The organism is Kitasatospora sp. NPDC059327 (assembly GCF_042752535.1).
Classification (GTDB): domain Bacteria; phylum Actinomycetota; class Actinomycetes; order Streptomycetales; family Streptomycetaceae; genus Kitasatospora.
In genome coordinates this window covers 22,255-43,273 of sequence record NZ_JBHYYB010000052.1, presented here as the reverse complement: position 1 = coordinate 43,273, position 21,019 = coordinate 22,255, and the positions used below count along the sequence as shown (strand labels likewise).

Sequence of the window (21,019 nt, the reverse complement as noted above, 5' to 3'; positions counted from 1 at the left end):
CGGTGTCAGCTGAACGCGGCGGTGGCGCCGCGCAGGAAGGACAGGCCGTCAACGGCCAGGTGGTCGGGGGAGGATGCCAGCGGACGCCAGATCGAGGCGGCCGTGGCGATGGAGGCGTTGTCCGGGGTGAAGGACTCGATGCACAGCGGCCCCCGGTACTCGGCCTCGGCCAGCGCGCCCAGGAGCGCGTTCCAGTCCTGGTGGTCCCTGCCCGGCGTGCCGCGGTCATTCGCGCACACCTGGACGTGCGCGAGCCGGTCGCCGGCCGTGGTGATGGCGCGGGCCGGATCGGACTCCTCGATGTTGAGGTGGTAGGTGTCGAGCGCCAGTCCCCAGCCTTCCGGGGCCAGGCCGTCGAGGGCCTCCAGTCCTTGCTCGACGGTGTTGACGAGACTGGTCTCGTAGCGGTTCAGCGGCTCGACCGCGACGCGGACGTTCCGCTCGGCGGCGTACTCCACCCCCGGCGCGAGGTTCGCGCGAAGGCTCCGGTAGAGCGAGGAGCGGTCGTCGATGCGCCAGGTGCGTCCGACCGAGCTGTAGGCCGGCCCGGCGACGACCGGGCTGCCCACGGTGGCGGCGACGTCCACCACGTGTCGCAGATACGCCTGGGTGTCGGCCACCGTGTCGGCCCCGGCCTCCACCAACTCCCGTCCCGGCGGCATGACCAGACAGACCGTCACACGCAGTCCGAGACCGTTCAGCAGTGCCGCGGCTCGGTGCGGATCCCAGTCGCCGGGCTGTTCCACCGGAAGTTCGATGACGTCGAAGCCCCAGTCACGCACACGGGGCGCCAGGGCGGACAGACTCTCGTCGGTCAAGGGCGAGGTCCATACCCACGTATTCACGCCGATGTTCCACATAGGCGTTAACGTAAGGCAGTTGAAAGGGCCGGTCAATGTAAAGGGACGACCAAATCACTACCGATATCGACCTTTTCCAGCCAGCCCGCGGATACGGCATTCCGGCCCTTTCGCGGGCAGCCGAAGGTACGCTGACGGATCATTGTCCGGCAGCGTGGTAATTGCGCGCATAAAGGCCACCGGGTGGTTTCCCGGTCGCCCACCGCATTCCGTCCGGTTCCTCGGGCCGGCGGAATCGACCTGGTTCTGACGCGCTGTCGACTACGGGCGGCCGCGGTGGTGAGCCGTCAACCCGGGGGCGGGGAAGGGCGGAGCGCCGCCGCGTTCGCCCCCGGGCCGACGCACCGTCCTCGGCGGCCTTCGGCCGGCCGGCCACCGCGGGGCGGCCGGTGCGCCAAGCCGGCATCCGGCCGGAGAACGGCGTGGCGGGACCGCGGGGCGGCATTCCGCCGGAGGAGGACCGTGGGCGGGGCGGGTCGGGGGCGGCCCGCCCACGGTGGCTCGGCTACTTCCAGCGGGCGGGGTACTCGGGCATCTGCTCGCACCCGCACATGGCGTAGTGCAACGGCGGCATGTCCACCTTGAGGTGCTCATTCAGGGTGTCCTGCGTGATCTTGGGCTGGGGCAGCACCCATTCCCGGGGAACCTCCTTGCCGTTGAGGATGCGCAGCGCCGCGATGACCGGGGTGCGCCACTGGTAGGTCGGATACGTCGGTGCGACGGCCTTCAGCTTCTGGTCGGCCCACATCCGCAGGAAGTCCTGCTGGTCCTCGCCCACCATCGCGGGCATGGCGATCCCCGCGTCCTGGAACGCCTCGACCGCCGCGACGGCGGTCGCGCCGGAGTCCATCCAGACCCCGTCGATCGTGCCTTCGCGCTGGAGGTAGTCACCGACGATCGTCTTGGTCTTCGCGGCGTCCCCGTCGGTGAACTCGACCCCGACGACCTTGATCCTGCCGTCCTTGAACGCCTCGTTCGCGGCGGCCCACCGCTGCTCCAGCACGTCCACGCCGGGCGAGATGCGCAGGGCCAGGACCTTGCCGCCGGCGGGCACCTCCCGCTTCAGGAACTCCGCGCCGTCCGCGCCGAAGGCGAAGCCCCCGATCGGGTGGACGTAGGTGACCGGACAGGTGGTCTTCACGCCTCGGTCGAACACGATGACCGGCACGCCCGTGGCGCAGGCCGACTCGACGGCGGGGGTGAGGGTGGCGGTGGTGTTCGGGGAGACGATCACGGCACTGCAGCCCTTGGAGGCGAAGGACTGGATGTCGCTGATCTGCTTGTCGTCCTTGGATTCCGCGTCGAGCACGGTGAACTTGGTGATCTCGGGGTGGAGCTTGACCTCGGCCTGCATGGTCTTCCACCCGACCTGCCGCCACGGGTTGCCCACCGAGGCGTTGGAGAAGCACAGGTTGTAGTCGCCGCCGGGCTTGGCGTACCGGGTGGTGTCCACCATCTCCGGGTCCAGCGCCTGCTCCCAGGGCTTGGTGGAGTCGCCGGTGACGCTGACGGGCTTCGCGGTGCGCTGTCCGAGCTGCTTGTCGTGGACGGCCTGGTCGAAGAAGCCCGACTTCGCCGCGGGCTGCCGCGCGGAGTCCGCGCCCTGACCGGCCGGTGCGGGCAGGTCACTCGAACACCCGGCGGCCGCGAGGACCACCACGGCCAGGACGATCAACTGTCTCTTCATCGTTTCTCCTTGGTTGTTGCTGACGGTGATTCAGGCGAGTTCTGGCTTGCGGACCTTCACCTTGCGGCGCAGGAGGGATCCGTGGGCGGCGTAGGCGACGGCGGCGATGATGATCACGCCCTGGACGGCGGACTCCAACGCGCCGGAGACGCCGAGGAGGTTGAGGAGGGAGAAGAGCGCCTCCAGGGAGAGCGCCCCGGCCGCGGCGGCCACCACCGAGCCGCGGCCTCCGCCGATCGCCACACCGCCCAGCACGACGGCGGTGATGGCCCGGAACTCCAGGCCCTCACCCACCTGGGCGGACACCCCGGCGAAACCGGCGAGCAGGATGGCGGCCAGCGCCGCGAGCAGACCGGACAGCACGAACGCGAGCACCCGCAGTCGTTCCACCCGGCCGCCGGCCAGGCGCACGGCGTTGTCGTTGTCGCCCACCGCGAGCAGGGTCCGCCCGGTGCCGCCGCGCATGAAGAGCACCGCGGCGATCAGCACCGCCGCCAGGACGAACACCGACCACGGCACCGGGCCGAGGACGGGCGCGTCGACGGCTCCCCGGCCGAGCACCCGGAACGAGGAGGACAGGGCACCGCGCGGCGCTCCCCCGGTCCACAGGAAGACGGCCCCGTCCAGGACGAGCAGCATGCCCAGCGTCACGATGAAGGAGGGCACGAGCAGTCGGGTGGTGAGCAGTCCGTTGACGAGGCCGACCAGACACCCCAGTCCGAGGAGCAGGGCGATGGTCCAGCCGGTGTTGCCGTCGTCACCGTCGACCAACCGGGCCGCGATGACGACCTGGGCGGTGACCAGGGAGCCGACCGACAGGTCGAATCCCCCGGACACGATGACGAAGTACTGACCGATGGCGAGGAGGACCAGCGGCGCGGCGCGTTTGAGCAGCGCCAGGTACCCGGAGGGCTCGGTGTAGGCGCCACCGGCGAAGGCCAGGGCCACCAGCAGGGTCGTCAGGACCACGAGGACGGGCAGTGTGCCGTCCGCGACGCGCGGTCTCCCGGTCACGTCGACCTCCCGTTGAGTGCGCGGCGGGCGTAGAGCGCCACCGCGGCGATGAGGACGACCCCGCGCACCACGTCCTTGAAGAACGGGTCCACCGCGAGGTCGTCGAAGACGGTGTCCAGGGTGGCCAGGATGAGGACGCCGCCGAGGGTGCCGACGACCCCGCCGCGGCCACCGGCGAGCGCCGCACCGCCCAGCACGACGGCGGCGATGGATTCGAGGTCGTAGCCCGCGTCCGTGCCGACGTAGGGCGCGCCCGAGCCCAGCCGGGCGGCGAGGAGGACGCCGGCCAGCCCGGCCATCAGGGCGCACAGGACGTGGGCCGTGATGAGGGTGCGTGAGGTGCGGACGCCGGACAGTCGGGCCACCTCGATGTCACCGCCCACCGCGTACATGTGGTAGCCGGGCCGGGTGCGGCGCAGGTACCACCACGCGCCCGCCGCCACGGCGGCCATCAGCAGCGCGGCCACCGGCACCGGGCCGATCCGCTCGTAGCCCAGGCGTTGGAAGGCCCGGGGGACGCTGCCCGCGGGGCCGGTGTAGTTGTGTTCCAGGTACCCGCGCAGGATCAGGGCGACGCCGAGGGTGGCGATGAAGGCGTTGGTCCTCAGCACGGTGATGACCAGTCCGTTGGCCAGGCCGACCAGCGCGGCGACCGCGAGGGCCAGCAGGACGCCTGGCACCGTCATCGACGTGCTGCCCGCCATCGTCTCGGCGGCGACGAGCGAGCACAGGCCGACCAGGTAGGCCACCGACAGATCGAGCGAGCCGGTGACGACGACCATCGTCTGGCCGACGGCGACCAGGCCGAGCACGGTGCTGCGGGTGGCGATGTTGAGGATGCCGCCCTGGTCGAGCAGCACCCCTCCCCTCATCCCGACCAGGACGCTCCCGACGACCAGCAGCGCGACCAGGGCCAGGTAGACCGTCACGGTCGGGTTCGGGGAGAACCGACGGGCCGCGGGCGGCGCGGGCCGCGCGACGGGCACCTCCTGCTGGACGGCACTCATGCGACCTCTCCGATCTCGTGTCCGGTGGCCAGGCCCATCACGGCCTCCTCCGACGCGCCGGCGGCCAGTTCGCCGGCGACGGCCCCCTCGTGCATGACCAGGATCCGGTCGCTCATTCCGATCAGTTCGGGCAGCTCGGAGGAGATCATCAGGATCGCCATGCCGTCCGACGCCAGGTCCCGCAGCAGCCGGTACACGGCCTGCTTGGCCCCGACGTCGATGCCCCGCGTCGGCTCGTCGACGATCAGCACGCGCGGCCTGACCGCCAGCCACTTGCCCAGCACGACCTTCTGCTGGTTGCCGCCGGAGAGGAAGCGCACCTCCTGGTACGCGCTGCGGGCGACGAGGTTCACCGACCGCAGCAGGTCGGCGAGGTCACCGCTGCGGCGGGCCGCCCTCCCCCGCAGCGCCACCCGGCGCACGAGCAGCGCGTTGTCCCGCACGGACTGCCGCAGCGCCAGCCCTTCGCCCTTGCGGTCCTCGGTGACGAAGCCGATCCCCTCCCGCACCGCCGTGCGGGGCCGGGTGATGCGCGTCGGCACTCCGTCCACCTCCACCGTGCCGGCGGTGAAGGGCTGCACCCCCCAGACGGCCCGGGCGATCGCCGAGCGGCCCGATCCCTGCAGGCCGGCCAGCCCGACGATCTCCCCGGCCCGCACCTCGAACGACACGTCGCGCACCCGCCCGTTGCCCGCTCCGCGCAGCGCCAGCCGCACCGGGCCACCCGTCCCGGACCGGCGCCACGGGTACAGCGCGTCCAGCGAACGCCCCACCATCTGGCGGACCAGCAGATCCGAGGTCAGGTCCCCGGTCGCGGAACAGGCGACGAACGCCCCGTCCTTCAGGACCGTGACGCGCTGGCTGAGATCGAAGACCTCACGCATCCGGTGCGAGACGTACAGGATCGCCATGCCGCGTTCGCGCAACCTGTTCACCAGGGCGTAGAGGAGTTCGACCTCATGGTCGGCCAGGGCGGCGGTCGGCTCGTCCATGGCGAGCACCTTCGCGTCCGTCGACAGGGCCTTGACGATCTCCACGACCTGCCGCTGCGCCACGGAGAGCCGGGACACCTCCGTGTCCGGGGCGATGTCCTCCGTCCCCAGCCACCGCAGCAGCCGGTGCGTCTCGGCCTCCAGCGCGCGGCGGTCGACCCGACCGCGCCGTACGGGCTCACGGCCCAGGAAGACGTTCTCGGCGACGGTCCGGTGCGGCAGGAGGTTGAGCTCCTGGTGGATGATCGCGATGCCGGCGGCCTCCGCGTCGCGCGGGCCGGCGAACGACGTCTCCTCGCCCCGGACGAGGACGCGGCCCGCGTCGGGCCGGTGCACGCCCGCCAGCACCTTGAGCAGCGTGGACTTGCCCGCGCCGTTCTCCCCCATCAGGGCGTGCACCTCGCCGGCCCGCAGCTCCAGGCCGACGCCACGCAGCACCGGAACGCCGAGGAAGCTCTTGGAGATGTCCTCCAGGGCGATCAGGACCTCGCTCATGGCGCGACCTCCACCCAGGCACCGTCCGCCGCGGCGGAGCGCAGGACGGCGTCGGTCACGCGCACGGCGCGCAGTCCGTCGGTGAAGGTGGGCAGGCCCTCGACCGGGGTCCCGTCGCGTATCGCGCGGTGGGTGTCGGCCACGAACGCGTCGAAGCAGTCCTGGTAGCCCTGCGCGTGACCGGCGGGAAGCCGTGCGTAGCGCGCGGCGCCCGGCGACAGGGTGCCCGGGTCGCGCAGGAGTACCGTGCTCTCCGAGCGGCGGCCGATCCACAGCCGTTCCGGGTCCTCCTGGTCGAAGGCGAAGCTGGCCTCGGTGCCGGACACCTCCAGGTGCAGCCGGTTCTTGCGCCCGGCCGCCACCTGGGAGACGACCAGGGTGCCGACCACCCCGCCGACGGTGGTGAAGTGGACGCTGGAGAGGTCCTCGGTGGCGAGCTCCTCGGTGGTGCGGTCACCGCGTTCGTGGACCGTGACGGTCTGGGCCGACAGCCGGGCGATCCGGTCACCGGTGGTGAACTCCAGCAGGTCGCACCAGTGCGATCCGATGTCGGCGAACGCCCGCGACGGCCCGCCGAGCGCCGGGTCGACGCGCCAGTCCTGGTCGGTCGAGGACGCCAGCCAGTCCTGCAGGTAGCTGCCGCTGACCGACGACACGATGCCCGCCTCGCCGGCCGCCAGCCGGGCGCGCAGTTCCCGGACCATCGGATGGAACCGGTAGACGAACGGGACGGCGGCGATCCGGCCGGCCGACGCGGCCACCAGCGCCTCCGCGTCGGCGATCGACGTGGTCAGCGGCTTCTCGCAGATCACGTGGACACCGGCCGCGAGCGCGGCGCGGGCGATGCCGGCATGCGTGACGTTCGGGGTGCAGACGTGCAGCGCGTCGACCTCGGCGTCACCGGAGAGCAGCGCGTCCAGGTCGGCGTAGGAGCGCTCCGCCCCGACCGCCGCCGCGGCCTCCCGGTGCGGCGCCACGACGGCCACCACCCGCCCTCCCGCGCGGCGCACCGACTCCGCGTGGACCCGGGCCATGAACCCGGCGCCGACCACGGCCGTTCGTAACGCCCCGGCGCCGGTCCGGCCGCCGTGTGTCGCCAGTGTTACCTGCGTCTCATTCATGTGACGCATGCTAGAAAGGACTTCTGGCGCCCGTCAATCAGAAGTCACGGAACATTTGTCACCAGAGCAGAACTTCTGGCTTTGGTGTCAGACCTTTGGACATCATGTGGTTCCATGAAGGAGATGAACGCTGAATCCGGAGTCTTCTCGACCCCTCCCGGCCACCTGCTCCAGTTGCTGCTGGACGGCGCGCCGAGAACCCGCGCCCAGCTGACCGCCGAGACCGGCCTGGCCCGCTCAACCGTGCGCGCCCGCCTCGACGCGCTCGTGGGGCTGGGCCTGGTGGGCGACCACGCCGACGGGGTGTCGACCGGCGGCCGGCCCCCCGGCCGCTTCGCCTTCAACCCCCGCGCGCGCACCGTCCTGGCGGCGGAGGTCGGTGCCACGCACGCCGTCGTCGCCGCGACCGACCTCAACGGCGCCGTGCACGCCGCCCGCCGACTCGCCGTCGACGTGACCGACGGCCCCGAGCCGGTGCTGGCACACCTGCTGCGCAGTTGGCGCGACCTCCTCGCCACCGACGACGACTGGGCCGCGGCTCCCCTCGCGGGCCTGGGCCTCGGCCTGCCCGGTCCGGTCGAGCACTCCACCGGGCGCCTGAACCGCCCGCCCCTGATGCCCGGCTGGGACGGCTTCGACGTCTGCGCCCGGATCCGCGCCGACTTCGACGCACCCGTGCTGGTGGACAACGAGGTCAACCTCATGGCGCTCGGCGAGCACACGTCGTTCCCCGGCGTGGACGACATGATCGTGGTCAAGGTCGCCACCGGCATCGGCGCGGGCTTCATCAGCAACGGCGCGCTGCACCGGGGGGCCGCGGGCGCCGCCGGCGACCTCGGTCACATCACCGCCCCGCGGGCGGAGGACACCCCGTGCCGGTGCGGCGACAGCGGCTGTCTGGAGGCCGTCGCGAGCGGCACCGCCGTGGCGGCCGCCCTGCGCGCCAAGGGGCTGGAGGCGCGGACCGCCGCCGACGTGGTCTCCCTCGTACGGATGGGCAACGCCGAGGCCGGCCAGGCGGTGCGCCAGGCCGGCCGCACCATCGGCGACGTCCTGGCCGGCTGCGTCAGCATGTTCAACCCCGCCGTGATCGTCGTCGGCGGCGCCCTCGCCGAGGCGGGCGACATGCTGCTCGCCGGGGTGCGGGAATCGGTCTACCGCCACTCCCTGCCGCTGGCCACCGAGAGCCTGCGGATCATGCCCGCGCAGGCGGGAGCGAACTCCGGTGTGATCGGAGCCGCGGCCATGGTCGCCCAGCACGTGCTCTCGCCGGCGGCCGTGAACGACCAGCTCTCCTAGCCGCTCCGCCGGGCGTCCCGGGCTTCCGGGCCTCCGGGCTGCCGAAGCACCGTCAGGAACACGCCTCCGAAAGGTCGCGTAGGCTCCTCCGGGTGCCGCGCGGCCGGGGTGCGGTGGCAGGGTCCGGCCGGGCCGGGAGATCGGGGTGGGTGGTGTCGGATCGTGCGCGGGCCGAAGCGGTCCTGAAGGACGCGGTCGCCACGTGTGACGAGCGGCTGCGGCGCTGGGTCGGGCGGTTGGAGGGCACCGCCGGGGAGGTGGCGGCGTACCAGTTCGGCTGGTCCGGCGACGCGCCCTCGGACCTTCGGCACGGCGGCAAGAACGTCCGGGCGGCCCTGGCGCTGACCTGTGCGCGCGTGGTGGGCGGGGACCAGGAGCGGGCCGCGCCCGCCGCCGTGGTGGTGGAGCTGGTGCACAACCTGTCGCTGCTGTACGACGACGTCCTGGACGGCGACGCGGTGCGCCGCCACCGGGCCGCCGCCTGGAACGTGTTCGGGCCGGCCGCCGCGACCCGGTCGGCCGACGCCCTGCTGATGCTGGCCTTCGAGGTGCTCGCCGACGACGGCGACGAGACCGTCACGGGCGAGGCGTCGACGGCGCTGCTGGACACGCTGATCCAGCTCATGACCGGTGAGGGCCTGGACGTGCTGTTCGAGGCCGAGCCGCGGGTCGGCCTCGCCGAGTGCCTGGAGATGGTGTCCGGCAAGACGGCGTCACTGATCTCCTGCGCCTGTCGGCTGGGCGCCCTCTACGGCGGCGGCGGACCGGAACAGGTCGAGACCCTGGCCGCGTTCGGACACGACCTGGGCATGGCGTTCCAGCTGGTGGACGACCTGCTGGGGATCTGGGGCGACGAGGCGGTCACGGGGAAGCCGGTCTTCGCGGACCTGCGCGCGCGCAAGCTCTCGGTGCCGGTGGTGGCCGCGATGGCCTCGCGGACGACCGCGGGCGACGAACTGGCCCGCCGCTACGCGCTGGCGACCGGCCCCGGGCGGGCCGGGGAGGCGGAGCTGGCCCGGCTGGTGGAGGAGGCCGGCGGCCGGCGCTGGACGGTGGAGCGCGCCGCCGCACACGCGGACCGGGCCCGGCGCCGGCTGCGCGACCTCGCCGACGCCCCCGGCCCGCTGCCCGGCGCCGTCGCCGATCTGGACGCGCTCCGCGAACTGGTCGTCAACCGGTCGCGCTGAACCGCCCGCCCCCGGTGGAGGCCCAGGGCGGCGGGGTGTCGAGGATGTGCGCACGGCCCTGCCGGTACAGCGCGGCGTCCACCTCCTTCAGCCGGCGCAGCTCCGCCGGCTCGTACAGGGCGTGGACGACGGCGGGTTCGGCGTCGTGCCCGGCGGCCTCCAGCACGGCGTTCGCCGCCGCCCGGCCGCTCTGGTTCGCCCCCTCCATGGTGGCCAGGTTCACCGGGCAGCGGACGAAGTCCCCGGCCATGAACAGGTTCGCCGCGGCGGTCCGCGCCCGCGGCCGCAGCGCCCAGGACCCGGTGGTGTTGATCAACAGGGCCTCGTCGTTGGTGGCGGGCCCCGGGCCGTCGAGGTTCTTGACCGCCGGGTCCAGGTGCCAGGAGTGCAGCAGCCCGTCGTGGAGCGTCCGCCGCCTCCCGTCGTCGAGCGCGTCCGCGAGCTGCGCCCAGACCTCGGCGACGACCTCGGCCCGGGTGCAGTCGCGGGCCGGTTTGCCGTAGCGGATGCCGGGGGTGTCCCAGGAGGAGATGTCGACCGACAGGCAGTCGGCCACCCGCCCGTCGCCGTAGGTGGCGCGGAAGTCGCCGTCCCAGAACTGCGCCTGGCTGATGGAGGTCAGGGCCCACGGGGAGTCCTGGTAGATGACGTGGCCGCGGGTGATCGGGGTGGGTTCGGTGAGGTAGAACTGCAGGCCGACCATCCAGTCGGTGCGCAGGCCCGCCGTCTTCGACAGCTCCGGGTCCGCCTCGGCCAGACCGCGCTCCAGCAGCGCGCCGATCCGGTCGACCGGGAGCGCGCACACGTACCAGTCGGCGTCCAGCTCCCCGCGCCGGCCACCCGGACCGCGCAGCCCCGCGCCGACGACGACGCCGCCCCGGACCGTCAGGCGGTCCACCCGCCAGCCGAGTTCGCACCGCACCCCGAGCCCCTCCAGGTGCCGCGTCCAGGGGTCGATCCAGGCGGCGCTGGTCGGGGCGTTCAGGACCCGGTCGGCGGCCTGGGCCTCGCCCCGGCCCAGGAAGCCGTAGCCGAAGGCCTCCAGGAACCCCCCGACGGTGTGCGCGCTGCACACCTCCGCCCGCGCCGCCACCACCGTCCGGGTCGCCCCGACGACACAGACCTTGCGGTACTCCTCGGAGGCGCCGTCGGCGGCCGTGAAGTCCCACCAGGAGGTCTGCTCCCACTCGCCCAGCCGACGCTCCTCGCTGCTGGTCATGTAGACCAGCATCCGGTTGGCGAAGTACAGCAGTTCCTCGTTCGACTCGCCCTCGGCACCCAGCTTCATGCCCCTGGCCCGCAGGATCTGCAGCGGCGTCCGCGGACCCGTGGCGTGGGACACGTCCACGACCGTCTCCCCGATCCGCCCCGAGCGGGCGGACAGCATCTGCGGCGCCTCCCGCAGATTGCCCGCCACGCCCGACGGCGAGCCCGGGAAGGGGATCCGCCGCATCGTGTCCGGCAGGCTCCGGTAGAAGCCGGGGAAGAAGCGGAACCCGTGCTCGCCGGGCAGATCGAGCCGACCGCCGGTACCCGTCCCGGGAACCGAGGTGCTGCGGGCCTTCCCGCCCCACCCGGAGGGTTCCACCACGGTCACCGCGAAGCCGCGCTCCGCCAGCTCCATGGCCGCTGTCAGCCCGGCCACCCCGCCCCCCAGCACCGCGACCCTCCGGCCCGAACTCCCCCGCACCGCACACCCTTCCGACTCTCGGCCGTTCGCCGGTCGGCCCCGGTCCGTACCGGAACGATAGGGCAGGCCGTGATCGTCGCCGCAGGGAGCCCCCGACTCGAAGCGGACCTGTTCCGCCGATACCCACCCCTACTTACGCCGACTGTCGGCGTAAGTAGGGCATGCCACCGATCACAGGAAGAGCTTCTGGCGGTCCTCGACCCTATGTACACCGGAGTTATGATGCGCTGGTTCCGCCCGCCCCTGGCCCCGACACGGATGGAGACGGGGAGTTGACCACCGAACCCGCCGAACCGGCAGGCGCCGGCGCGCTGCTCGCGATCCTGCGGGACGGCCGCTCCCGCACCCGCAGCGAACTGGTGCAGCTCACCGGGCTCGCCAGGTCGACCGTGACCCAGCGGCTCGACGCCCTGGTGGAGCACCGGTGGATCCGGCCCGCGGACGACGCGATCTTCTCGGGCGGCAGGCCCGCCGCGGCCTTCTCCTTCGACCCCGGGGCGCGGACGGTCCTCGCCGCCGACCTCGGAGCCACCCACGCCCGGATCGCGGCCATGGACCTCACCGCCCGGGTGCTCGCCGAACGCGGCCTCGACCTGCCGATCGCCGACGGCCCGGAACACGTCCTGGGCCGGCTCGTCGACGAGTTCACCGCCCTGCTCGCCGGTACCGGTCGCACCCTCACCGAGGTGTGCGGCGTCGGCGTCGGCCTCCCCGGCCCCGTGGAGCACGCGTCGGGCCGGCCCGTGAACCCACCGATCATGCCGGGATGGGACGGCTTCGACGTGCCCGGCCGGCTCGCGCACCGCCTGGGCGCACCCGTCCTGGTCGACAACGACGTCAACATCATGGCCCTCGGCGAACACCGGGCCGCCGGCCCCGAGGTGGAACACCTCCTCTTCGTGAAGGTCGGCACCGGCATCGGCTGCGGCATCATCACGGAGCACCGGCTCCACCGCGGCGCCCAGGGCTCGGCCGGCGACATCGGCCACATCCAGGTGGCCGGGGCCGCGACGGAGCCCTGCCGCTGCGGGAACACCGGCTGCCTCGAAGCGGTGGCCGGCGGCGGCGCCCTCGCCGCACGCCTGCGGGCATCGGGCCTGGACGTCGAGGACGGCCGGGACGTGGTCGGTCTGGTCCGCGCGGGCGACCCGGCGGCGATCCAGCTGATCCGTCAGGCGGGCCGGGACATCGGGCAGATCCTGGCCGCACTGGTGAACTTCTTCAACCCCGGGGTGATCGCCGTCGGCGGCGATCTCGCGGAGGCCGGGGAACACCTGCTCGCGGGGGTGCGCGAGGAGATCTACAGCCGCTCCCTGCCGCTGGCCACCCAGCACCTCTCCATCCGGGGAGGGGCACTCGGGGACCGCGCCGGCGTGATCGGAGCCGCCGTCATGGTCGTCGAGGACGTCCTCAGCCCCGCGGCGGTCGACCGGGCCATCAGAGCCGCGGAGGGACCGGAGCCCACACCCGCGTAGGACGGCGCCACGTCCGGCCCCGGGGAGGGGCGACCCGACCGAACCGGGTCACCCCTCACCCCGCCCGCCGCCGTCGAGGCGACGGAGCCGACCACCCCGACGGGCCGGAAGCGTCGACGGTTCACGTCTCTCCTCGTGGGGATCGTTCCGAGCGGATCGGGCAGTGTCGTCGCGCACCCCGTCGGCGCGCCACTCACCCGTGACACGGGATCACCGCGACACGGACACTGGGGCAGGTGGTGCCACGCCACCGCTGGGGCCACCCGGGAATCGGGCGGCCACGGACGACGGCGCGGCCGGTGGCGGCCGGGCATCCGCGAACAGCGCCGACACCCGGTCGCCACCGGCGACACATGGGATGATTATTGTCGCGCGCCCATCAACTTGTCCAGAGGGGTCGACTCTCCCCCTGGGGGTCATAGCGAGAATCGGCCTCTGTCAGCGGCCCCGAAAATGCGCACTCTGCACAGTGATGGGATGTATCAACGCACTCGGTGTCGCCGGGTAGCCGGGGCCGGGGCCCGGTTCCCGGAGGGTGTTCATCGGTGTCCCAGGCGGGGGGCCGCCCGCTGTCCGGGCCGCCGAGGCCGGGCGGTCGTGACGACCGGTGCGGCCCCGGGTGCCCCGGAGGCCCTCGGGTGCGGGGTTGTAGGGTCGGCGCCATGGTGCTGAAGAGGTGGACCTCCCGAGTCCTTCTGGTCGATGAGCGTGATCGTCTGCTTCTGCTGTGCGGCCGGGATCCCCGCAAGCCGGGGGCGCGGTGGTGGTTCACCGTCGGCGGCGGGGTGGAACACGGTGAGGACTACGTCCAGGCAGCGGTGCGCGAGGTGCGGGAGGAGACCGCGCTGTCCCTGCCCGCCGAGCGGCTGAGCGCGCTCCTCTGGACGCGGCGGTCGCTCCTGACCGTCGACGGGCAGCGCTCCGACCAGTACGAGGAGTACCGCCTGGCCCGTGTCACCGCCGCCGAGGCCGACTCGGTCAGGATCGACACCGACGAGGCCTGCTACGGGCACCGCTGGTGGGCGGCCGAGGAACTGGCGGCCACGCCCGAAGCGGTCCGCCCCAAGGGGATGGCGTCCCACCTGGCCAGGGTGCTGACCGCGACCGCGGGGCCCCGGCCGGAGCCCGTGCTGCATCTCGGCGACTTCGACGAGGACACCGATCCCGCGTAGGGGCCGGGCCGGGTGCGCGTCCTCGCCTTCCCGGAAGGCCGGCGACGGCGCGGTGGGCCCCTCGTGCGCGGCCGCCGGCCGCGTCGCGAGCCAGAGCCCTACTCGCCGGCCGAGGTGGAGAAGCGGACGGTGCGCGGGTCCCGCTCGTCGCCGCGGCGTTCGAGGAGCACGCCGTAGAGCTCCGGCCGCCGCCCACGGAGCCAGCGCTGTCCCGTGGACATCGGCAGCAGGTCGAGATCGAGGTCGGCCGTCACCATGGCGTCCGCCGCCGCCCAGGTCTCGCGCAGCACGCGCCCGTACGGGTCGATGATCATCGCGTTGCCGGTCCGGACCTCGTCGTCGTCCCGCCCGACACCGTTGCTGAACACCACGAACACTCCGTTGTCGTGGGCCCGGGCCGGCAACCACCGCATGAGCCACCCGCGGCCGCTGGGCCCCCGGAACGCGGCCTCGACCGCCTCCGCGTCCTGGTGCCGGTTCTCCCACAGCTCCATCGGGATCGGCTTCATGCCGTGCGGGCTGCGGGAGTCGGTCCCACCGGTCTGGTGCGGCGCGACCAGCACCTGCGCGCCCAGCAGGGCCGTGGCCCGGACGTTCTCGACGAGATTGTTGTCCCAGCAGATCAGCACCCCGACCCGGACGCCCCACGGAGTGTCGAAGACGGTGTAGCGGTCCCCGCCGGCGATCGCCTCGTGCTCGAACGCGTGCAGCTTCCGGTGCACGTGCACCGCCCCGTCGGGAAGGCAGACCGCGTACGAGTTGAACAGCCTCCCGTCCTCGGCGCGCTCCAGGAAACCGACGCCGATGCCCAGCCCCAGATCGCGCGCGAGCCGGGCGACCTCGCTCACCGACGGACCGTCCGCCGCCTCGGCCACCTCCTCCAGGTAGGCCACCGGGCTCTTGGTCAGGTGCCAGTAGCCGAGCAGGCACATCTCCGGCAGCGCGACCAGCCGCACCCCGTCGGCGGCCGCGGCCCGCGCGTAGTGCTCCACCCGCGCGATGTTGAACGCCTTGTCTCCCGGCCGGGGCTCGAACTGCACGCTCGCGGCGCGCAGCACAGTGGATCGCGACATCGGAACTCCCTCAACGGTCGATTGACCTTCAGTACATCGCCGCCCGTTCCATTCGTCCAATGAATCCTAGGAGCCGTGCCATAGACTGAAGGAATGGAAGTCCGGCTGCTACGCGCCTTCGTCACCCTCGCCGGTCATCGGACCTTCGGTGCCACCGCCGAGGTCCTGTCGATCACCCAACCCGCCCTGACCAAGCAGATCCAGGCCCTGGAGGCACAGGTCGGGGGCCCGCTGTTCCATCGCGGCAGGCAGGGCGCCGAACCGACCGAGCTGGGCCGGGCCCTCCTCCCGGACGCCCAGGAGATCGTCGACCGCGCCGACGCCCTGCGGCTGCGGGCCCGCCGGATCACCGAGGGCGGGACCAGCCACCTGTCGATCGGATTCGGCATGTCCAGCATCGATCTCGCGCCACGTGACGTGGCCGAGTTCCGCCGCCGCCACCCCGGCATCGGTGTCACGCTGGACGACATGTCGTCCAGCGTGCAGGTGGACCGGGTGCGCCGAGGCGAACTGGACGCGGGGTACGTCCGGCTGCCCACCGGGGACGGCCTGGAGGTGCTCGAACTCGGCGGTGACACCCTGGCCCTGGCGTCCCCGCCCGACCCGACCCGACGACCGCCGATCGCTCCCGCGGACATCGGCGCGGCGATGGAGGAGTACGGACTGGTGCAACTGTCCCGGGCGAAGGGACCGGGCCTCGCCGACCAGGTGGACGCGTACCTGGCCGCGTGCGCGTCTCGTCCGGAGGTGATCCAGCACGCCAACGACCTGCAGACCGTACTAGCCCTGGTGGCGGCCGGGGTGGGCGCCGCGCTGGTGCCCGAGCGGGTGCGCGGCATCGCACCCGCCCAGGTCTCGATCACTCCGATCGACCACCCGGCCGCGCGCTGGCGGGTCGGAGTGGTGTGGGATCCCGACCGTCCGCCGCGGGCGCTCACCACGTTCCTCGACGTGGTGCGGTCGTTGCCCCGGACCTAGGCGCGCGCCGACCCCGGGTCAGTGCTTGGACTGCCAGTGACCGAACCGGTCGAGCGGGTCGCCGTCGAGCGACCAGGGCCAGGCGGTGACCACGTCACCGAGCAGGTCGAAGGTGCCGGCGCCCTCGCGCGAACGACCCGCCTGGACCAGGGCGAAGGCCAGCAGGTTGAGGTCGGCCAGGGCGGCCGCGTACCGCAGGTGGCCGGGGCGGGGCCAGTCGGCCAGCGCCGTGTCCAGCGCCCTGGTGGCCCGGTGGTTGGTCCACTGGCGGCGGGCCAGCAGGGCCTCGACGCCGCCGCGGGCGACGGTGCGGGCGTGCTCGTCCACCAGGGCGGTCAGTTCCACGCCCACGGCGGGCGCGTTCGACGGCACCCCGCCCCGGACGGCGTCCACGAACTCCAGCTGGCCGCCGCGCGAGCCGCACTCCTCCGGCGACAGGTAGCGCAGCATCTGCAGGTGGGCCTCGCGGTTCCACGGGTCGCGCGAGGTCACTTCGTGCCAGACCGCGAACACGTCGCGCGACTCCGCGCGGATCAGGCGCAGGATCCCGAGCAGCACCACCCAGGGGGTCGGGTCGTCGGGCAGCGCGTCGGCGGCGCCGTAACAGCGGTCGGCAGCGGCGCGAGCGTCCTCCATCCGTCCCGTGTGCCGGCCGCGGACCAGCTCCACCCACGCCTCGAAGACCTGCGGGTTGGCGTTGTCCGGGCGGCGCAGCCGCCAGAAGCGGGCGAGCGACGAGGGCGCGGCGGCCTCGGCCAGGACGGCCAGGCGGTGTGCGCGACGGTCCCAGTCCGTACCGGCCTCCTGGAGCAGCCGTTCGACCTGGTCGATGCGCATGGCGTCCTGGCCCGGCATCGCGGGGGAGTTCAGCTGTCGCCGCACGCGACCGAGCGCGACGTCGTCGAGTTCCGGCCGCAGTCGCGGGCCTGAAGCACGAAGTCTTCGAAGGATCGACACGCGCCAGAGCCTAGGCCGCCAGTCGATTTTCGGACAGTCTCGGAGGAGGATCGTTATCTCCGGGCAATTCCCGTGTTCACGGCGCCTGGTACGGCGCGCACACCCGGCCCGCGCCGACGCGGGCGGACGGGCCGGGTCCCGCTGCCGATCGCGGACGGCCGGGGTCGTGAGCGGGCCGTCGAGCCGCTGAAGACGTCGACGCGGCGCCGCGGAACAGGGCGGGCCGGTACTGCCGCCCTGTTCCGGCCGCAGGCCCGTCCGGACCTCACCCGCTCGAAGGGGCCGCGCGCTACATGGTCCAGCGGATGGTCAACGGCCTGCCGTAGCCGGCGGGGCCGCGAAGGAGGAGCTCACCCAGGACGATCCCGCTGTCGGTGATGAACGAGGGCATGGCGTACGGGAAGTGCACCGACCACGCGGGAAGCGCGAGGACGGACCCGTCGGGATTCCAGCGCTGCGCGTAGAGCTGGGCGCGGGCCGGCCACGGGTCACTGGTGTACCCCACGATGACACCCTGGTCGTTGATGCCGGTGGCCACGCTCGCGAGCGTGGTCGGCGTGAGCGGTGACGGCGTGCCGTCGACGGCCCAGCGCGCGGCCTGACCGTTCAGACCGCCCACCACCGTGCCCGCGTTGTTCACGGCCTTCGCCTCGCTGCCCGCGCCCAGGTCGGCGACGGCGCCCGCGGCGTTCCAGACGAGGGCGTGGCCCACGCCCGTACCGCCCGTACCGATCACCACGCCCGCCCCGATCACCACCCCCGAGTCGGTGATGCGGGTCGCGCCGCTGCTCGTGGAGCCCGCCGGCACGTCGAAGGCGGTGACGGTGCCGCCGGGGCTCCACGCCACCGCCCGCCGGGCGGCCGGATCGCCGGCCGGGTAGGAGTAACCGACCGCCGTGCCCGAGCCGTTGACGGCGACGGCCTCGCTCGCGGTGTCGCCCGGCAGCGGCGGCAGGGCGACGGGTGCGCCGCTCGGCGGCCACGCCACGGCGTGCTTCTCGGCCGCGGCTCCCCAGGAGGACCCCACCGCGGTGCCGTTGTCCGCGATCGCGGCGGGGGACGCCACCGTGTCTCCGGGCAGCGGCGGCAGTTCGGTCGGCGTGGACGGGGAGGTCCATCGCACCGCGTGCTGCTGACCCCCGGCCTTCGCGAGGGAAGTCCCCACCACGGTAAGGGCGTTGTTGATCCCGCTCGCATGTCCGCCGGCGTCCCCCGGCAGCAGCGCGAGCGCTTCGGTCGACCAGTCCGCCTTCCAGAGCTGCAGGTGCGTCCTGATGTTCTCGTCCCGGGTGAGGTCCCCCACGATGACGAAGGAGACGCTGTCCCCGTTGCTGTTGGCGGCCTGGAGCTCAACGGAGTAGGTACCGGGCTCGGTGGGCGCCGACCCGACCGAGATGGCCCCCGGGTCGGGATCGGCGGCGGCCGCCGACGCCGACACCGCGATCAGGGCCGCGGCCGCGGCCGAGGCGACGGCCGCGGCGAAGGTACGAGAAGTGCGCTTGCTCATCGGATGTGCAGCTCCTGTCTCTGACGAACGTCACGAGGGGACCACCGGGCCGCCGGCGCGCCGCTTCCCCGCGCTCGCGAGGACGGAGCGGCCCTCCCGCCGGGCCGATGGCGCAGCGGCGACTCGTCCTCGACGTTCCTGCCGGACCTCGTCGGCACCCGGTGGAGACTCCAGCGTGCGAGCTGCGCCGATTGTCCATCAACAGGACCGGAGCAACGCTCAGGTGAGCGGCGGACAATCCGGATTGGCCGCGGACAGGAGCAGGGCACGGGGGCACCGGGCGGGAGGGTTCGCGTGCGCCACCGGCTCGCCCACGTCCGTGCGCCGCGTCACCGTCGCGGGCACGGGCACGGGCACGGGCACGGGCACGGGCACGGGCACGGGCGCGGTGACACCGGGGTGCTCACTCGACGCCTCCGGGGTGGCGCGGGTCCGCGGCGCGGGGTCAGGGGATGTAGGTGCGGGAGCAGCTGGGGGTCGGTCCGGGGAGCGTGGAACCGCCGGTCGTGGTCGGCACGGCGGTGTCGGACCCGCCGCACGGGCTCGGGGGGATCCCGGGACCGGTGAAGGACACGGTGCGCACGCTGTAGGGGTCCTGTCCGTACCAGCCGTGGACGTAGACGGTCAGGTCGGTGGTGGCCGGTCCGGTGGTGATCCGCACCGACAGGTCGTTCCAGTCGCTCGTGTGGGACCAGGTGGCGGCGGTGCCGGTCACCGTGCCGGTGACGCCGACGAACACGTACGGGCCGCGCACCGAGGCGGACAGCGTGTAGCTGGAGTTCGGCTGGACCCGGACCCTCTGGGTGCAGCCCGCGTAGCTCTCGGCGGTCGGCCGGCCCGTCATGTAGTGCTCGTGCGGGACGGTGCTGCGCGAGGTGGTCGACTCGCAGCCCCAGATCCACGGGTACGAGTCGAAGCGGCCGTTGACGATCAGCTCGACGTCCGGCAGGGCCGCCGCCGAGGAGGCCAGTCCGACGGTGGCCGCCGCGAACGCGAGGGCGGTGGCCAGGCCGACGGGCAGGCCGAGTCCGCCGTGCCGACGGGGTCGGCGGGCCGGGCGGGGCTGAGGGGTGGGTGCACGCATGCCGTCTCCCGGTGGGGGATGCCGATGGGGCAGCGGTGCGAGGGAGTGGACGACACCCTGATGGACGGGGCCGCCGCCCGTCAAGGGGACGTGGGCACGGCGCGGTTACCGCCCTTCGCGGCGGCCCGGGATCCGCTTTGGCGGGAACGGCCACCTCGGTGCGCATGTGAACGCGGGCGCGTTCCTGAGGGACTTCGGCCACGGGCCCGGTGGTGTCCGTCCCGGGCCCCGGCAGGTTGTCCGAAGAACCGGTGGAGGCCCCGTGGTTCGGCATGTTTGATTGTCCATCTATCGGAATTCGGTCGACGGCCAGGTGGGCCGCGGACCGTCGCGCTCGGCCGCGGCCGGGGCAGGGGCAGGGGGCACGACATGGGTGGTGCTGGACGTCCGCAGGGGCGGCTCAAGGGGGAGACCGAGCAGGCGGACGCCCTGGCCCGGTTCGTCCGGGAGGTGACGTCCGGCGTCACCGTCCGCGAGCTGGCCCGGCGTTATCCCGTCGGCAAGACCAGTTGGAGCGAGTACCGCTCCGCGGAGAAGGACATTCCGTGGCACCTGCTCCAGCGTCTGGTCCACGACCAGGTGCCGGACCCGCGAGCCCGGGGGGTGTTACTGGCCCGCGCCGGGGATCTGCACCGACGGGCCGCCCGGGCGGCCCTGGGGATCCGGCCACCCGCCGGAGAACGGTCCGCGGCGCAGCAGGCGCTGGAGGAGGCCCGACGGGCGCAACGGCTCGCCGAGGAGGGCGTCGCGGAGGCGGAGGAGCTGATCCGCGTACTGGTGGCGATCGTGGCCGAGCTGCGGGGTGAGCTCGACACCGGCACTCCGGACGACACCGGCCCCTGCGCGTGGCGGGTGGCCGACGGGGAGGACGCGCGGTCGCGCCGGTCCCGGCTGCGCGAGGCGACCCGCTGTCTGGCCGAGGTCCGACGCATCCGGGAGAGCGCGCGCGAGGCGCAGCGGGCGGCGCGGTCGGAACGCGCCGCCCTCGGGCTGCTGGTCGGTCAGGAGCGCGGGCCGGCCCGCGCGGAGGGCGACGGGGCGACGAGTACCGAGCTGGCGGTGGTGGACGGGGCGCGGGCGCGTCTTCCGGTGCTGCGGCGGTTGACCGACGACCTCGTCGAACTCCGGGAGGCGCTGGCCGACCGGCGCCGGGAGCTGGCCGGGATGGCACCGGCCGGGGCCGGACACGCGATCGGGCCGGCCGGGGCCGGACACGGGGTTGTCCGCGGCGAGCTGGTCCGGACCCCGGACAATCGCCGGACCAGCGCGTTCGTGCTCGGCCCGCCGTTCGTCGGCCCGCCCCACGGGGGGCCGACGAACACCCGCCGGCCCACGCTCCCGTACCGCGCGGCGGCCGGGGGGGTGGGCGGCCCGCGGGGCCGCACCCAGGGGGGGGCGCGGGGGGTGGGGGGGGCCGGCGC

The 21,019-nt window shown here is 73.5% G+C and carries 17 protein-coding genes; 6 read left to right on the top strand and 11 right to left on the bottom strand.

Annotated features, from left to right (window positions below):
- Positions 1 to 5 precede the first annotated feature (5 nt).
- The 6 genes from ACFXHB_RS27525 to ACFXHB_RS27500 form a co-directional block, all read right to left on the bottom strand.
- A complete protein-coding gene (locus tag ACFXHB_RS27525) occupies positions 6 to 860 on the bottom strand; it encodes a sugar phosphate isomerase/epimerase family protein (protein WP_380577338.1) in 855 nt (284 codons plus the stop codon).
- A gap of 505 nt (positions 861 to 1,365) precedes the next feature.
- Positions 1,366 to 2,547, bottom strand: coding sequence for a substrate-binding domain-containing protein (locus ACFXHB_RS27520; protein ID WP_380577337.1), 1,182 nt, complete (start codon positions 2,545 to 2,547; stop codon positions 1,366 to 1,368).
- Positions 2,548 to 2,577: 30 nt separating this feature from the next.
- Positions 2,578 to 3,561: an ABC transporter permease gene (locus ACFXHB_RS27515; RefSeq protein ID WP_380577336.1), complete on the bottom strand. Its 984-nt coding sequence runs from the start codon at positions 3,559 to 3,561 to the stop codon at positions 2,578 to 2,580.
- Complete coding sequence (locus ACFXHB_RS27510) at positions 3,558 to 4,568, bottom strand: ABC transporter permease (RefSeq protein WP_380577335.1); 1,011 nt, start codon at positions 4,566 to 4,568, stop codon at positions 3,558 to 3,560. The genes ACFXHB_RS27515 and ACFXHB_RS27510 overlap by 4 nt, the downstream gene beginning before the upstream one ends.
- Positions 4,565 to 6,055, bottom strand: a complete 1,491-nt coding sequence (locus ACFXHB_RS27505; RefSeq protein WP_380577334.1) for a sugar ABC transporter ATP-binding protein — start codon at positions 6,053 to 6,055, stop codon at positions 4,565 to 4,567. Before ACFXHB_RS27505 ends, ACFXHB_RS27510 begins: the two co-directional genes overlap by 4 nt.
- Positions 6,052 to 7,176: a Gfo/Idh/MocA family protein gene (locus tag ACFXHB_RS27500; RefSeq protein ID WP_380577333.1), complete on the bottom strand. Its 1,125-nt coding sequence runs from the start codon at positions 7,174 to 7,176 to the stop codon at positions 6,052 to 6,054. Before ACFXHB_RS27500 ends, ACFXHB_RS27505 begins: the two co-directional genes overlap by 4 nt.
- 123 nt (positions 7,177 to 7,299) lie before the next feature.
- Here ACFXHB_RS27500 and ACFXHB_RS27495 point away from each other — a divergent pair, with 123 nt between their 5' ends.
- Positions 7,300 to 8,475, top strand: a complete 1,176-nt coding sequence (locus ACFXHB_RS27495) for an ROK family protein (protein WP_380577332.1) — start codon at positions 7,300 to 7,302, stop codon at positions 8,473 to 8,475.
- A gap of 149 nt (positions 8,476 to 8,624) precedes the next feature.
- Positions 8,625 to 9,662, top strand: coding sequence for a polyprenyl synthetase family protein (locus ACFXHB_RS27490; protein ID WP_380577331.1), 1,038 nt, complete (start codon positions 8,625 to 8,627; stop codon positions 9,660 to 9,662).
- Here the strand turns inward: ACFXHB_RS27490 and ACFXHB_RS27485 are convergent.
- Positions 9,646 to 11,418: an FAD-dependent oxidoreductase gene (locus ACFXHB_RS27485; RefSeq protein WP_380577353.1), complete on the bottom strand. Its 1,773-nt coding sequence runs from the start codon at positions 11,416 to 11,418 to the stop codon at positions 9,646 to 9,648. The genes ACFXHB_RS27490 and ACFXHB_RS27485 overlap by 17 nt on opposite strands.
- A 206-nt stretch (positions 11,419 to 11,624) precedes the next feature.
- Here ACFXHB_RS27485 and ACFXHB_RS27480 point away from each other — a divergent pair, with 206 nt between their 5' ends.
- Both ACFXHB_RS27480 and ACFXHB_RS27475 read left to right on the top strand, forming a co-directional pair.
- Positions 11,625 to 12,827 carry an ROK family protein gene (locus ACFXHB_RS27480; protein ID WP_380577330.1) on the top strand — a complete coding sequence of 401 codons (1,203 nt, stop codon included), beginning with the start codon at positions 11,625 to 11,627 and terminating at the stop codon, positions 12,825 to 12,827.
- A gap of 662 nt (positions 12,828 to 13,489) precedes the next feature.
- Positions 13,490 to 13,999: an NUDIX hydrolase gene (locus ACFXHB_RS27475; protein WP_380577329.1), complete on the top strand. Its 510-nt coding sequence runs from the start codon at positions 13,490 to 13,492 to the stop codon at positions 13,997 to 13,999.
- A gap of 98 nt (positions 14,000 to 14,097) precedes the next feature.
- Here the strand turns inward: ACFXHB_RS27475 and ACFXHB_RS27470 are convergent, their stop codons facing one another.
- Complete coding sequence (locus ACFXHB_RS27470; protein ID WP_380577328.1) at positions 14,098 to 15,072, bottom strand: nitrilase family protein; 975 nt, start codon at positions 15,070 to 15,072, stop codon at positions 14,098 to 14,100.
- A gap of 93 nt (positions 15,073 to 15,165) precedes the next feature.
- On the opposite strand from ACFXHB_RS27470, the gene ACFXHB_RS27465 reads away from it, so the two are divergent.
- Positions 15,166 to 16,050, top strand: coding sequence for a LysR substrate-binding domain-containing protein (locus ACFXHB_RS27465; RefSeq protein WP_380577327.1), 885 nt, complete (start codon positions 15,166 to 15,168; stop codon positions 16,048 to 16,050).
- A gap of 18 nt (positions 16,051 to 16,068) precedes the next feature.
- On the opposite strand, the gene ACFXHB_RS27460 is transcribed toward ACFXHB_RS27465, so the two are convergent.
- The 3 genes from ACFXHB_RS27460 to ACFXHB_RS27450 form a co-directional block, all read right to left on the bottom strand.
- Positions 16,069 to 17,007 carry a hypothetical protein gene (locus ACFXHB_RS27460; RefSeq protein ID WP_380577326.1) on the bottom strand — a complete coding sequence of 313 codons (939 nt, stop codon included), beginning with the start codon at positions 17,005 to 17,007 and terminating at the stop codon, positions 16,069 to 16,071.
- A 289-nt stretch (positions 17,008 to 17,296) separates the two neighbouring features.
- On the bottom strand, positions 17,297 to 18,514 hold the full coding sequence (locus tag ACFXHB_RS27455; protein ID WP_380577325.1) for a hypothetical protein: 1,218 nt from the start codon (positions 18,512 to 18,514) through the stop codon (positions 17,297 to 17,299).
- 445 nt (positions 18,515 to 18,959) lie between these two features.
- Positions 18,960 to 19,598, bottom strand: coding sequence for a carbohydrate binding domain-containing protein (locus ACFXHB_RS27450; protein WP_380577324.1), 639 nt, complete (start codon positions 19,596 to 19,598; stop codon positions 18,960 to 18,962).
- Positions 19,599 to 19,967: 369 nt separating this feature from the next.
- Here ACFXHB_RS27450 and ACFXHB_RS27445 point away from each other — a divergent pair.
- The coding region (locus ACFXHB_RS27445; protein ID WP_380577323.1) for a hypothetical protein at positions 19,968 to 21,019 on the top strand (1,052 nt) is incomplete at its 3' end.